Annotated in this window: 10 protein-coding genes; 6 read left to right on the top strand and 4 right to left on the bottom strand. The window is 38.7% G+C overall.

The window, feature by feature from the left end; genetic code table 11:
• Window positions 1–357 precede the first annotated feature (357 nt).
• A complete protein-coding gene (gene gppA, locus I6F50_RS13580) occupies window positions 358–1,851 on the bottom strand; it encodes a guanosine-5'-triphosphate,3'-diphosphate diphosphatase (RefSeq protein WP_007580584.1) in 1,494 nt (497 codons plus the stop codon).
• A 43-nt stretch (window positions 1,852–1,894) separates the two neighbouring features.
• Window positions 1,895–3,172 (bottom strand): ATP-dependent RNA helicase RhlB, encoded by a 1,278-nt coding sequence (gene rhlB / locus I6F50_RS13575; protein WP_165741477.1) that lies wholly within the window; start codon window positions 3,170–3,172, stop codon window positions 1,895–1,897.
• 91 nt (window positions 3,173–3,263) lie between these two features.
• On the opposite strand from rhlB, the gene trxA reads away from it, so the two are divergent.
• Window positions 3,264–3,590: a thioredoxin TrxA gene (gene trxA / locus I6F50_RS13570; RefSeq protein WP_002960942.1), complete on the top strand. Its 327-nt coding sequence runs from the start codon at window positions 3,264–3,266 to the stop codon at window positions 3,588–3,590.
• 185 nt (window positions 3,591–3,775) lie between these two features.
• Window positions 3,776–5,035: a transcription termination factor Rho gene (gene rho, locus I6F50_RS13565; protein WP_002960945.1), complete on the top strand. Its 1,260-nt coding sequence runs from the start codon at window positions 3,776–3,778 to the stop codon at window positions 5,033–5,035.
• Window positions 5,036–5,098: 63 nt separating this feature from the next.
• Here rho and I6F50_RS13560 read toward each other — a convergent pair whose 3' ends face one another.
• Window positions 5,099–7,918, bottom strand: coding sequence for an ATP-binding protein (locus I6F50_RS13560; protein WP_007580583.1), 2,820 nt, complete (start codon window positions 7,916–7,918; stop codon window positions 5,099–5,101).
• Between the two features lie 76 nt (window positions 7,919–7,994).
• Between I6F50_RS13560 and I6F50_RS13555 the strand changes: the two genes are divergently transcribed.
• Window positions 7,995–8,567 (top strand): DNA-J related domain-containing protein, encoded by a 573-nt coding sequence (locus I6F50_RS13555; RefSeq protein ID WP_165739347.1) that lies wholly within the window; start codon window positions 7,995–7,997, stop codon window positions 8,565–8,567.
• A gap of 22 nt (window positions 8,568–8,589) precedes the next feature.
• Here I6F50_RS13555 and dbpA read toward each other — a convergent pair whose 3' ends face one another.
• Entirely contained in the window at window positions 8,590–9,978 is a 1,389-nt protein-coding gene (dbpA, locus tag I6F50_RS13550; RefSeq protein WP_007580581.1) for an ATP-dependent RNA helicase DbpA, read from the bottom strand.
• A gap of 191 nt (window positions 9,979–10,169) precedes the next feature.
• Here dbpA and I6F50_RS13545 point away from each other — a divergent pair, with 191 nt between their 5' ends.
• From I6F50_RS13545 to I6F50_RS13535, 3 genes are all read left to right on the top strand, one after another.
• A complete protein-coding gene (locus I6F50_RS13545; protein WP_197142726.1) occupies window positions 10,170–12,248 on the top strand; it encodes a TonB-dependent siderophore receptor in 2,079 nt (692 codons plus the stop codon).
• 180 nt (window positions 12,249–12,428) lie between these two features.
• A complete protein-coding gene (locus I6F50_RS13540; RefSeq protein WP_165739343.1) occupies window positions 12,429–13,829 on the top strand; it encodes a M20/M25/M40 family metallo-hydrolase in 1,401 nt (466 codons plus the stop codon).
• Between the two features lie 86 nt (window positions 13,830–13,915).
• The gene (locus I6F50_RS13535) at window positions 13,916–14,857 is read left to right on the top strand and encodes a tetratricopeptide repeat protein (RefSeq protein ID WP_024589662.1); all 942 of its coding nucleotides are present in this window, start codon (window positions 13,916–13,918) and stop codon (window positions 14,855–14,857) included.
• Window positions 14,858–14,882: the final 25 nt, after the last annotated feature.

Here is a 14,882-nt window from a genome sequence, read left to right as displayed (position 1 = left end):
TTAGAACTCAATCTGTACGAGTGCCCACACAGATGATTGCTTTATATTGTTAAAGAACGTTTTGAGTCGCTTTAGCGTCTCAAGGGATGCGAATAATACACCCTTTATTTTTCGAGTCAACACTTAGTTTTAAACTTTCTTTTGGAAGATTTAAAACCGAAGTTTTATTTAACTCTCTGAGTTGTTCCTGCCTCGCTATGCGTTGGCGTTTCCCGTCTCAGTGGGGTCGCATTATAGGGAGATCCGAAAACAGATCAACCTTTTTTTGAAGAAAACTTGAAATAATGTGCTGTTCGCACATATTTGCATCGAAATGGTTACTTTAAACACTAAAAAGGCCCTGATGGGCCTTTTTAATTAGTTTACTATGAGCTTCCACCCAAGTTTACCTTGCTGTTTAGACTCTTGTTGTAGCTCGCTGGCCATTAATGGATGATCTTTTAACCAGTTACTTTCAAACTTAAGGTCTAACACTTCATTTTTAGCAGTTAACTCAAACATAGGCAGTACATCATCTTGTCTGCGCATTGATAAGATGACTGCTATCCGTAGTAATCTCACTATATATTGCGCCAATAGACTATTTACGCCGAGTGAATTAAAACAGCCTTTTGGAAAATCAGAACGATGCGCATCTGCTACCGCTACTATTAATTTATGCTCTGACTGTGAAAAACCAGGCATATCGGTATTTTCCAAAATATAAGCGGTGTGTTTATGGTACTGCTTATATTCTATTAGTAATCCAATCTCATGAAGCTGCGCTACCGCTTTTAATAGTGGTAACCCATTTAAACGTTCAATTGGCCAATCTTTATCAATACTTACCGCTAACTGCATAGCTAAGCTTGAAACCCGACACGCTTGTTTTTGATCAACGTGATAACGACTCATAAACCCATCAACTGTGCGTTTACGAATGTCGTTATTATGAAACTCCGGAACCATGCTATATAAAACGCCTTCACGCAGTGCTCCACCCGCCAATCCCATTTTTTCTATTTCAAGAGATTCAAATAGTGCGATTAAGATTGCGAGCCCTGATACAAATACCAGTCGACGGTCTTCACTTAATCCAGGAAGGTCTAGCGCTGCAATAGTGCTAAATGCAATTGCTTGCTCTTTTATAGTGTTGAGCTTTTCAAGCGTAAGTAAATCGTCAAGATTTTGAGCGACCATAATTTCTTGAATTGCTTGCACTGTGCCAGAAGCACCAGATGCAATTTGCCATCCCGCTGTTTTATATTCTGGAGAAATTTCATCAATGACTGTACGAGCTGCTTTTATGGCTGCGTTAAAGTTACTCTTACTTAATTGGCAGTCTTTGAAATAGCGTTCAAGATAGGTAACACACCCCATATTGAGGCTTTTGTAATGTAAGGCATCAAATGCTTTACCAATTACAACTTCGGTACTTGCACCACCAATGTCAATAACAAGCTGTTTGCCAGTACAAGATGAAGTATGAGCAACACCTTTATAAATTGTACGCGCTTCTAATTCTCCGCTAATAACATTAATGTTATGGCCAAGAATCTTTTCTGCATGATTTTTGAATACTTCGGCGTTAGTTGCTAACCGTAAGGTGGCTGTTGCTACTATGGTGATGTTTTTATCTGGGATATCTTGTAGACGCTCAGCAAAAAGGGCAAGGCATTCCCAGCCTCGCTGCATTGCTTCAGTGCTCAATACGTTATCTTTATCAAGCCCTGCGGCTAATCGGACTTTGCGTTTAACACGTCCAATTGTTTGTAGACCGCCAGCAATTGATTTGGCTATAAGCATATGAAAGCTATTTGAGCCCAAATCAATAACTGCGTACACATTTTTTTGCGGTTTAAGTTGCCCCACCGTTCAAAAACCTCTAGTTACTACTACTTATACAAACGGTCGTTTACGACCGTCCTTTTTGGTAACTATTATTTGGGCGACGTCCGCTGTTATTACTACGGTTACGTGGACCTGTTGAATAGTTGCGCTTTCTTTGAATGATAGGCTGAGTTAAATCATCTAGCAATGCTGTTTTATCATAATGTGATAAAGGAATGCTGTGCTCTATATATTCTTCAATTTCATGCAGGTTATATGCATATTGCTCACATGCAAAACTAATTGCGTGGCCTGATGCACCAGCGCGGCCAGTACGACCAATACGGTGAACATAATCTTCACAATCGTCAGGTAAATCAAAGTTAAATACATGACTTACTTCTGGAATATGAAGACCACGCGCTGCAACATCAGTCGCAACTAAAAAGTCTAAGTCGCCTTTGCTAAACTGCGCTAATATAGTTTGGCGTTTTTTCTGGTTAACATCACCAGTAAGCATACCTACACGATGACCGTCTGACTTAAGCCAAGCATATACTGTTTCACAACTGTGCTTGGTATTTGCAAACACGATTGCTTTCTCTGGCCATTCTTCTTCAATTAAGCTTAACAACAGCTTAATTTTATCTTCTTGCGAAGGATGAAATAGCTCTTCTTGAATACGTTTACCCGTTTTAACGTCAGGTTCAATTTGAACATGTTCTGGGTTTGTCATGTGCTCAAAAGCTAATTCTTGTACGCGATACGATAATGTGGCAGAAAATAATAAGTTTAAACGCTTTGATGTATCTGGCATACGATCGAACATATAGCGAATATCTTTGATAAAACCTAAATCGAACATACGATCAGCTTCGTCAAGCACGACTACCTCAATTTCATTAAGGGTGTAACAGCCTTGCTTATACAGATCAATTAGACGACCTGTAGTACCAATTAAAATATCAACGCCTTTTTCTAGTTGTGCACGTTGTTTTTCGTAATCTTCGCCACCATATACTAAACCTAAGTTAAGATTACAGTGCGGCGCTAAAATTTTAGCATCTTTGTGTATCTGAATCGCAAGCTCCCGAGTAGGGGCCATGATCAGGGCTCTTGGATGTTTACTAGGTGCTTTGCTAGATTGTAATAACCGATGGCACGTGGCAGTTAAAAACGCCAACGTTTTGCCTGTACCTGTTTGAGCTTGGCCCGCGATATCGCGTCCATCACAAATAAAAGGTAGGCATTTTGCTTGAATAGGTGTGCAATATTCAAACCCATTCTCGGTTAAACCGGCAACCACTTCCGGTGCGATAGCAAAGTCTGAAAACTTTTTATCGGTTAAATGTGTCTTAGTCATAGCGTTTAAGCATAACGTTTAAACTTGCAATAAGAAACAAGAGTGTTTAAATACGCACTAAATATTTCGCCTAACTAAATCGGAGAGCGCAATGAGCGAGAAAATAATCCAAATTACTGACGATAGCTTTGAAGCTGACGTATTACAATCTGACAAACCAGTACTAGTAGATTTCTGGGCTGAATGGTGTGGACCTTGTAAAATGATCGCCCCTATTCTTCACGAAGTTGCTGATGAATACGACAGCCGTGTGACTGTTGCTAAATTAAACATTGACCAAAATGCTGGCACACCGCCAAAATTTGGTATTCGTGGTATTCCTACTTTACTTCTTTTTAAAGATGGTCAAGTAGCTGCAACGAAAGTAGGTGCTCTTTCAAAAACTCAACTTATTGAGTTTTTAGAAAACAACATCTAACTGTAAGCTAGAACAATAAAAAGGGCTTTTTGCCCTTTTTTAAATTTATTTTGTATAAAGACTGGACGCTTTGCCAGTGAACTGCTAGTTTATAAAGCCAACTAATCCTTAGTTATATTCAACAAACCTCACTCAACGATCAAAGCGATTTTGAGTATGACAACTGTAATAAAGAACCCACCAATATGCATTTACGCGAATTAAAAGACAAGTCCATTAAAGAGCTTGTAGACTTAGCTGAGTCCATGGGGCTCGAAAACGTAGCCCGCTTAAGAAAGCAAGATATCATTTTTGCCATTCTTAAATCCCATGCCAAAGGCGGAGAGAATATCTTCGGCGGCGGTGTATTAGAGATTTTACAAGATGGTTTCGGCTTCTTAAGATCATCAGAAGCCTCTTACTTAGCTGGCCCAGATGACATTTATGTTTCACCTAGCCAAATTCGCCGTTTCAGCATGCGTACTGGCGATTCAATTTCAGGTCTTATTCGTCCACCTAAAGACGGTGAACGTTACTTTGCTTTACTTAAAGTAAATGAAGTTAACTTTGATAAACCTGAAAACTCTCGAACTAAAATTCTTTTTGAAAACCTTACTCCATTACATGCAAACGAACGTTTTCGCATGGAACGTGGTAACGGCAGTAAAGAAGATATTACAGCCCGTGTACTTGATTTAGCATCTCCTATTGGCCGCGGCCAACGTGGTTTGTTAGTAGCTCCGCCAAAAGCGGGTAAAACAATGCTACTTCAAAATATTGCACAATCAATTACGCACAATCATCCTGATGTAACATTAATGGTTTTACTTATTGATGAACGTCCGGAAGAAGTAACAGAGATGCAACGCCTAGTTAAAGGTGAAGTTATTGCATCAACGTTTGATGAACCAGCTTCTCGTCACGTACAAGTTGCCGAAATGGTTATCGAAAAAGCAAAACGCCTAGTTGAACATAAAAAAGATGTTGTTATCTTATTGGATTCAATCACTCGTTTAGCACGTGCTTATAACACCGTTATTCCTTCATCAGGTAAAGTACTTACTGGTGGTGTTGACGCTAACGCATTACATAAACCTAAGCGCTTCTTTGGTGCTGCACGTAACGTTGAGGAAGGTGGTAGCTTAACAATCATAGCTACAGCTCTTATCGATACTGGCTCTAAAATGGATGAAGTTATCTACGAAGAGTTTAAAGGTACTGGTAACATGGAACTTCACCTTAACCGTAAAATTGCGGAAAGACGTGTATTCCCAGCTATCGACTTTAACCGCTCAGGTACTCGTCGTGAAGAATTACTAACAAAACCAGATGAACTTCAAAAGCTTTGGATTTTACGTAAAATTGTTCATGACATGTCAGAAATTGATGCAATGGAATTCTTAATCGATAAACTATCGATGAGCAAAACCAATGATGAATTTTTTGATTCGATGAGACGCCAATAAAAGCGTTTTAATTGAATAAAAAAGCGCCTTAGGCGCTTTTTTTGTGTCTGGATTAAATACAGTTTAACTTTCATTATACTTTTTAAGTACACCCTGCAGCGTATCAACGAGCGCTTTAAAATCATTTGCACTGCTTTTTTGGCTTCTGCGTAGAAGTGCTCTGTCTAAATTTTTAGCCGATTGCGCAATTTCATCCAAACCAAACATTTGTGCAGCCCCTAAAATGCGATGGCTATCTTTTTGTAGCGCATCTAAATCTTCGCTTATAAAATGCTGCGTAATCGTTTCACTCTCCAAAGCAAAGCTCTGCTTGAAACTAATCACAAGATCGCTCATATCAACTTCATTTTGCTTTGTAATTGGCTGATCTTCTGCATTATGTAGGTGACTAGAAAGCGCTTTATAAAATGACTCTTTGTCTATCGGTTTACCTAAGTAACCAGTAAACCCTAACTCTAAATAACCATCCACTTCATGACTCATAGCATTTGCTGTTAAAGCAAAAATAGGTCGCTCAAAACCACATTGTTTTAATAGCTGAAAAGCAGAACGCCCATCCATCACTGGCATTTGAATATCGAGCAATACCAAATCTGGATATTCTTTTAAGCACTGCTCTACCGCTTGCTCACCATTTTCAACAGCAATAACCTCGAGTCCCATTGAGCGTAAATAACGACTTATTAACCTACGATTATCAGGATGATCCTCCGCAAGTACAACACGCCCTGCTAATTGCTTATTTGCCTTAGGAGCACTTTGAGTTTCAATCATGCTTTGAGATTTATTTACTTCTGCGCACGGTAAAAAGAACGAAAACTGACTGCCCTTTTTGTATTCGCTTTGTACGCTGATATAACCACCCATCATCGCAGCTAATTGTTGCGATAAGCTAAGGCCTAACCCTGTACCACCAAAGCGACGGCTAATGCTGTTATCAGCTTGGCTAAAGCATTCAAAAATAAGCTTTAACTGTTTAGAGCTCATACCAATACCGGTATCTTTTACAATAATAACTAGTCCTTGCTCACTCTTATTTAATGCAATAATGATCTGCCCTGAATGAGTAAACTTAATAGCATTTGCACATAAGTTTATAAGAATCTGCTTTACGCGTATTAAATCCAGCTTAGTGTAAAACTCATTACCCACTTGATTGTCTAAAATAAGATGTAGATTTTTTGCTTTTGCTTGGGTGATAAACATTGCGTGCACATCATTTACGAGCTCTACAATATCAAAGCACGAAATATTTAACTCTAATCTATTGGCTTCAATTTTACTTAAATCGAGTACATCATTTATTAAGCTTTTTAAATGGTCACTGTGACGCTGAATTACTCTTAATTCATCTTTAAGTGACTCAGGCTCATATAATTCATTAATTAAAGCATCTGTTTGCCCTAAAATAGCCGTTAGTGGAGTGCGAATTTCGTGACTAATATTAGCCAAAAACTGGCTTTTAACATCGTTGGCTTCTCTCAGCTCTTGTGCAATTGCCTGCAATTCTGCAGTACGTTGCGTAACTTGTTCTGTTAACTGCTGCTTAGCGCGTTTTTCTGCACCACGGCGATAAAGCGCAATACCAGTTACGACAACTAAAAGTAATAGTAAAAAAGAGAATAAAGTAAGCTGAGAACGCTGCGACATTTTTAGCTCTTGCACACGGCGATCTTGTTTAAGTTTTTCTATCTCTTGGTTTAATTGCGTTGCTTTAAATTGATGCTGAAGTACCGCTAGTGCATTTATAATTGCCGTACTTCTGAGCTTTCGCAACTCACTAATATATTTTTGTTGCAAAGCCATTGCGCTTGAATAATCGCCTTTACTGGCTTCAAGAAGTGCTTTGGCCCCCAAGCTCTCTCTAATTATTCGCTCACTACCATATTCATGAGCAAGTAAAATTGCTCTATCTAAATTTATTTGCGCCTCTTCTAAGTTGCCCTTAACAAACTGAATTTTAGCCAGCGCATGTAGCGCATTAAGCTCTAAATTATGGTTATCTATTTTAAGGGCGTAGTACTCACCTAATTTAGCTTGCTCGTACGCTTCATCCACTTTTTTTAATACTAAATTAGTATTTGCTAGGTTTGTATATTGTGTAGATAACTTATTGTAATCATTAGCTGAAATATAATAGCGTAGCGCTAGCTGGTAATAATGCAGTGCTAAGTCAAATTGATTACTCTCCATATGGGCAACACCCATATTGTTATATACCTGCGCAATACCGCTTTTATCATCTAATCGTTGATAAACCTTAAGTACATCTTGATAAAGACCAAACGCACTATCGTAGCGTGATAAGCGTATATAAACGCCTGCTATATTAAGTAGTATATCGGTTTTATCTTGCTCGCTGCCGTACGCCTCGTAGATAGCTTTTGCTTTTAAATAAAACTCTAGGGTATCGCCTAGCTTATTCATATTAAAATAGGCCAAACCAATATTATTTAATAAGTTTGCCTGCTCTAGTAATTGCTTATTCTTTTCTGCTAATGCTAGGGTACGGGTATATTCAATAATCGCTTTTTGAAATAAGCCTTGATAAAAAAGTACAACACCTTGCATTTTTATTGCACGAAAGTGCTCATCAGGGAAGAAAGTATCCGAAGTATGTTGTTCAAGTAATTTAAAGTAATGTAATGAGTCTTTAAAATTATCAACCGATAACGCAGTATTACCCAATGCCGAATAAACAGCGACACGCTCTTTTTTGGAGGCATTTTTATTAGCAAGTAGCATGTTTGCTAATTGTAATTTAGGCTCCCACTGCACTTCGTTTTTGAATTGCTCAAATAACGAATCATTATTTTGGGCATAGCTAGGAGCTATTAGTACACAGCATATAGTAAATAAGAGGCATTTTAACTTGCCCAGCATAATTTTAATCCTTCAAACCGTTACTTATATCAGTGTAATCTTTATTGAAGATACACCAACTACTAGGACCTAAACAATGCTTAACCCACTGATTGATGAGATTTTTGAGCTAATACTAACAAAGCAGGTTTGGCAAGTTCATACTTTAGCAGCAGAACTGACAAACCGCAGCGCTATGACCACTCTCGATAAAAGTCCTGAACGTGATTTATTTAAACGTAACTTTTTAATTATGAATGCACTGTACCAACTGCAGGCACAATTACGCCCTCAGAGTTTACTCATTTCAGCTCTGCATATCGAGCTTTTAGAAAAAGGAGATAATAGTTTAGTAACAACAAGCGAAAATTTGCGAGATTATTATTTAGATTGGCATAATTACGATACCAGAGAAGAGCAGATTGATGAGCTTTTAAATAGCTTTTGGCGTCAGTTTAAAACGATATCACCACAACAGGCTTTAAATGAAAATGAATTTAAAGCATTGGCTTTAGAATGGAAGTTACCTGAAAATTTCACTCTTAAAAATGTTCAAAAGCGCTGGAGACAACTTGCATTACAAGTGCACCCAGATAAACCAAATGGCTGTGAAGTTGAGTTTAAAAAAATACAAACACAATACGAGCAGCTAAAGGTAGCTGCTCGTTAATCTATTAATTTAGAAGTTTAAATTAACGAGTAAGGCGACGTGCGCGTATTTTACGCCCTTTAATATTGCCTTCGGTTAATTTACGAAGCGCAGGTTTTAATGAGTTACGCTCAACAGCAACAAACGCTACGTTATCAAGTACGTTAATTTTACCCACCTGACGACCTGCAACCCCATCTTTACCCGTTAAGGCACCTAAAATATCACCTGCACGTACTTTTTGTTTTTTACCTGAATCAATCATCAAAGTAACCATTTCAGGGCGGTACGGTGGCTTGTCTAATAAATTAAATGGTGGCATTTGCTCTGGAGTAATATCACGTTCGTAATGTTCGCCTATTTGAGCAATTTTAAACGCTTCTGCTTCACCGTAAATAGAACATGCAATGCCCTTTTTACCAGCGCGACCAGTACGACCAACACGATGCACATGTGTTTGCGTGTCATGTGCTAAATGGTAGTTAATCACCATATCCATGTCGTCAATATCTAAACCACGTGCAGCAACATCGGTTGCAACAAGTATTGAAGCACTTTTATTTGAAAAGTGAATTAACGTACGTTCACGATCGCGCTGTTCTAAATCACCGTGTAGCGAAACAGCACTAAAGCCTTCATCAGCTAAATCGTCACACACTTGTTGTGTTTCTACTTTAGTATTACAAAACACAACACAGCTTTGTGGTGTAAATTTAAGTAATAATAATTTTAGCGTTGGATAGCGCTGCTTATTATTATCCATTTTGTAGAAGTACTGCTTAATTGTGCTTTTGGCTTGCTCTTCTTCTACTTTAACCATTTCTGGATTTTTAAGTACACGCTTAGCAATTGCTTCAATAGCTCTTGGGAATGTTGCACTAAATAACAATGTTTGACGATTTTGTGGAATGCGCTCAATAATTGCATCAAGTGTATCTTGAAAACCCATATCAAGCATTTGATCGGCTTCATCAAGTACCAATGTTTCAACATCATCTAAACGTAAAGTACCTTTACGAATATGGTCATCAACACGCCCAGGTGTACCAACAATAATATGCGCGCCATGTTCAAGCGAGCCTATTTGTGGACCAATCGATACACCGCCACATAACGTTAATATTTTAATGTTATGGATACCGCGCGCTAATTTACGCATTTCAACCGCAACCTGCTCGGCAAGCTCACGAGTAGGACACAAGACTAAAGATTGAATACGAAAGCGTTTTACGTTTAATTTAGCTAACACACCCAAGCTAAACGCAGCAGTTTTACCTGAACCGGTTTTTGCCTGAGCAATGATGTCTTTACCAGCAAGTACAGGCGGTAAACTTTGCGCTTGTACAGGTGTCATATGCGCATAACCAAGTGTTGATAAATTATCAACGAGTCCAGCTGGTAAAGCCAAAGATGAAAAAGCAGTTGAAGTCACAGTAAGTTCCATAGCAATAAAAATAACGTGGGGGAAAGCCCCACTAAATATGCTGCTAATAATAGCAGAATTCGCAATTGGCAACCATTAACAAACACACTATAAAGCATGTTAATAAAAGATGTTGAAAATGATAGTGATTTGCATTAGGATCTCGATTGTTTTTTACATAACTGCGCTGGAAGCAATCAATGAAACTGAATTCTCTTTACATAGCACTATTAGCAAGCATTACAACAAACGCATATGCAAACTCTACCGACCTTGAACGTATAGAAGTAAAAGGTAGCTACTTTAATGATTACAAAGTAGATAACGCTAATGGCGCAATGAGAACGTCAGCTTCATTACTTGAAACCGCACAATCTGTAACCGTAATTACAGACACTATTGTTAATGAACAACTTGCCACTACCCTTGGCGAAGTACTAACAAATGATGCCAGCTTAACGGCAGGCTCACAGCAACGAAACCGTGAAGTATTTAACTTACGTGGGTTTGAGCTAAGCTCATCGACAGGTTATTTACGCGACGGGCATCAGCATTGGTCGCACTACCAGCAACCAATCGAAATTTTGCAACAAGTTGAAGTAATTAAAGGCCCATCAAGTATTTTATATGGTCAGTCAGGCCCTGGTGGATTGGTTAACATGGTAACCAAAAAACCAACTGCAACGACATTATTTAATGCCAGTGCCGATGTAGACCAACATGGTTCAACGCGCTTTATGGTTGATGCTGCAGGCGCATTAACAGAATCGGAAGATTTACGTGCTCGCGGTATTTTAGTTAAACAAGATGTTGATTACTGGCGTGAATACCAAAATGGTGAAAACCGTGAACGTGACCGCTTTTTAGGTGCTTTAGTTGTTGATTACGATATTAGCGACAATGCATTAGTACGTGTGCATTACGACCGCACAGACGACGAAGCAGGTTTAGATACTGGCGCATGGATAGACGATAATGCCAATGTAATTGGTGATGATAAAACAATCCGTGATATGTCTTGGGCGTTTACCGATATTACAGTAGAAAACGTAGGTGTAGACCTAGAAGTATTTTTAACCGATAACTGGCAAGTAAAGCTTGGCTATAACGAACAAACATTTGAGCGCCAACGCTTTGAATCAGCACCGAATATGCCAAGTGACTTTGTTGAGGGTGATAGCTATCAATCAAATCCTTATGATCGCTTTGATGATTGGCAATTTAAAACTGCATTTATTGATTTTATTGGTGAATTTAAAACGGGAAGTTTACAACATCAGTTTTTAATTGGCGCAAACTCGCTTAATTATTACTACGGGCAACGTCGTACCTCTGCCGACTCTTTTGATTTTTCTGCAGGACAAGCAGAACCATCTCGTCCATCAGTAAGCTATAAAACAGATGATACAATAAGCGAAACTGAATACGACTACTACGGTATTTACGTTCAAGACTTAATTTCGTTCTCACCAGAGTGGCAATTATCGCTAGGTGGCCGTTACGATAAACAAACACGAGAAGATGCAGATAACGAATCATTTGTACCAAAAGTAGGCGTGCTTTATCACCCAAATGCTTCTGCAACTATATACGCTAGTTACTCAGAAGGTTTCGAGCCTCAAGGCAGCGAAACATTAATTGATGAAACAGATGTAAATAACGGTATGAAATTAGATGCTATTACATCTGAGCAAAGAGAAATTGGTATTAAATGGCAATTATTTGATGACCGCCTAATGCTTACCAGTGCTATTTTTGATATTAGCAAAGAAGGTACTCTTGTTAGCGAACAACTTGAAGTTCCTATTGGGTCATTCACAAGTGAAACAAACCAAGTAGGTGAACAACGCCATAAAGGTTTTGAGCTAAGCGCACAAGGTGCCGCTACTGACCGTTTATTTGTAATGGCATCAACTATGTACCTAGATGCTAATTTTGAACGCGATGAAAAACTTGAAGGCAAACGCCCTACCGATGCACCAAAATGGTCGGCATCACTTTGGACTCGTTATGAATTAAACGATGCAATTGCACTTAATGCAGGTGCTTTTTACGAAGGTGAACGTTTTGCTGATAGCGCCAATACAATTACTAAAAATGCATATACGCGTGTTGATGTAGGTGCAACTTATAAGTTTAACTTAAGTAATACCGATATTAACTTACGCCTTAACATCGAAAACTTATTTGATAAAAGCTATTTAGGTGGTGGCGGCACAAATAATGTAACTGTTGGCGAGGGCACAAATCTTCGTTTAGCTGCGCAATTTAGCTTTTAAATAAATGCCTTAAATAACAGCTTTAAAATATAGCCCGCGTACATTTACGCGGGCTTTTTTATATCTAAATATTCACACCTAACAGCATTAAACCTATTACAAAGCCTATTCATCTCATCTATTTTTTATCATGTTTGTTACATGCTCTAATAGCGCTAATTATTAAAAAGGCCTACCAAAATGAAAAAATTAATTACCGCACTGCTGCTTACTAGCAGTATGGCTGCAAACGCTAACAGCGCCGAATTTACCCAAAAGCAATTACAACAAGTAGACAAAGTGCGCACCTCTGCACTAAATAGTGATTTAAGTTATAAATTACTAGAGTCATTAACAACTGAAGTAGGCCCACGCCTTCCTGGTACCGAAAACGATAAAAAAGCCGTGGCATGGGCTCAAGCCAAATTTAATGAACTGGGCTTTGATAAAGTATGGTTAGAAAAAGCCACATTTCCTGAATGGCGCCGTTATAGCGAAAGCGGAAAAATACTAACACCAAGCGAGCAACCACTGCACTTAACTGCATTAGGTAACAGTATAAGCACGCCAAAAGATGGGATTACAGCGCCGGTTGTATTATTCGAAACACTTGATGAATTAAAAGCCGCACCGGCAAACAGTTTAAAAGGTAAAATTGCGTATATTAATTACCGTATGAACCGCGACATAGACGGGAATGGTTACGGACCTGCTGTAAAAGCACGCGGTACAGGCGCTATAGAAGCATCTAAAAAAGGCGCTGTTGCCTACATGATGCGCTCGGTTAGTACCGGTCATCATCGCTTTGCACACACTGGCGGTAGTTACTACAAAGAAGGTGTTACAAAAATACCTAACGTAACAATTGCTAACCCAGATGCAGATCAAATAGCACGCTTAGTTGCTTTAAATAAAGAAGTGTCGGTAAATATTAATGTGCAAACCGAAAGCCTTGGTGAAGGCACTGGTTATAACGTTATTGGCCAATTTAATGGTACCGAAAACCCTGAGCAATATGTATTAATTGGGGGGCATTTAGATTCTTGGGACTTAGGGACTGGCGCATTAGATGACGGCGCAGGCGTTGCACTAACAATGGCAGCCGCTAAACATATTAGCGATGTAAAACGCCCTAAGCGCAGTATTCGTGTGGTACTTTTTGCAGCTGAAGAGCTAGGTCTTTGGGGTGCAAAAGCTTATTTTGCAGAGCATAAAAACGAGCTAAGCAATATTGTTGCAGCCGCTGAGTCTGATTTTGGCGCCGATGTTGTATATGCTTTTGAGTCGAACGTAAGCGCAGAGTCACTTCCTGTAGTTCGCGCTATAGCAAAAGAACTTGCGCCGTTAAATATTGAGCACATTGGTAAAAACCAAGCGAATGGTGGCCCCGATCTAATTCCACTTAAAGCAGCAACGTCAGCGCCTATTTTTGAACTTGCTCAAGATGGAACAGATTACTTTGATTACCACCATACAGCTGACGATACGCTTGATAAAGTGACACCTGCTAAGCTTCGTCAAAATACCGCTGCATATGCTGTATTTGCTCTAATGGCTGCCGATGCAAAAACCACTATCAAGCCTAAAGCTCAAAATAAGTAATAACAGACATACTTACTTACAGTTTGTAGCTTTAACTAACACGCTTCTTGTTTTACCTTTAGGTAATTAAACAAGGAGCGTGCTTTATGTTACTTTTCAACACAAGTGAATCATTTCCACATTTTGCACAAATAACACGCTGCCCTCACTGCCAAAGCGACGCCTACCATTTAGTAAATAAAAGCCGCTATTTACGATTTAGCATTTTACCTATGCTTGCCTTAAAATTAAGCTATAAACGCGAGTGCTATCAATGCGGAAAAAGCGAACCTGTTAAAATACCGCAACTACCGTTAATAGAAAAACTAAGCCTACCTAAATACTTTATTGGCGTATTTTTATTGCTTTGGATTGTTTCGTTTTTTTATCAACAACACCTTGATACCGAGACTCAAAAGCAAAGCTATTTGAATACACCTAAAATATATGACACCTACTTAGTACACGCCGACAAATTTACACACGAACCCTGGACCCTAACCAATTTAAGAATTGCTCAAGTTTTAAGTTTTGATAAGCAGTTTATTACCTTTCAGATAAGCAACTACAGCTATAAACGTAATAATAGTATTACCTTGGCAATGCGTACCAGCCAACTAATTCAAGACAATTACTTCTCCACTAAAACAATCACCCTCCCTCGTGATGAAGTAAAGCGTTTGTATAAAGACGAAGCTATTTATGACGTGCTGCGACCTTATGCCAACAGCCTTTATGGCGGGTTTGTGATGTTTCCTCCCAAACCTAAGCCACTATATAAAGGTTTAAAACTCGATAAAAACAATCAACAAGGCATTATTTATTTTAAAGATAAGTTGTTTTTTGAAGCATTTAATAGCTTTAAGCTAGCTGCTGAAGCGGGTTCTCAATGGGGGCAATTAAATTTAGCGCAAATGTATCGTGATGGTCAGGGAATAGCTCAAAATTATCAACAGGCTATTTATTGGTATAAAAAGGCCATTGAGCAAAAAAATACTAAAGCACAATTTGAATTAGAATCGCTTTGTAAAATAGCTAACTGTGAATGAGTGAATGAGTGAATTTAAATATAGC

Source organism: Pseudoalteromonas sp. NZS127_1, assembly GCF_015864295.1.
GTDB classification, from domain to species: Bacteria; Pseudomonadota; Gammaproteobacteria; order Enterobacterales; family Alteromonadaceae; genus Pseudoalteromonas; species Pseudoalteromonas arctica.
Note: the sequence above shows the minus strand (reverse complement) of the source record. Positions and strands in the feature narration are given on the sequence as shown.

Coding starts and splice junctions, on each gene's coding strand:
- I6F50_RS13535 (WP_024589662.1), top strand. CDS start 13,916: ATGTTACTTTTCAACACAAGTGAATCATTTCCACATTTTGCACAAATA.
- rhlB (WP_165741477.1), bottom strand. CDS start 3,172: ATGACTAAGACACATTTAACCGATAAAAAGTTTTCAGACTTTGCTATC.
- I6F50_RS13555 (WP_165739347.1), top strand. CDS start 7,995: ATGCTTAACCCACTGATTGATGAGATTTTTGAGCTAATACTAACAAAG.
- I6F50_RS13560 (WP_007580583.1), bottom strand. CDS start 7,918: ATGCTGGGCAAGTTAAAATGCCTCTTATTTACTATATGCTGTGTACTA.
- I6F50_RS13540 (WP_165739343.1), top strand. CDS start 12,429: ATGAAAAAATTAATTACCGCACTGCTGCTTACTAGCAGTATGGCTGCA.
- trxA (WP_002960942.1), top strand. CDS start 3,264: ATGAGCGAGAAAATAATCCAAATTACTGACGATAGCTTTGAAGCTGAC.
- I6F50_RS13545 (WP_197142726.1), top strand. CDS start 10,170: ATGAAACTGAATTCTCTTTACATAGCACTATTAGCAAGCATTACAACA.
- rho (WP_002960945.1), top strand. CDS start 3,776: ATGCATTTACGCGAATTAAAAGACAAGTCCATTAAAGAGCTTGTAGAC.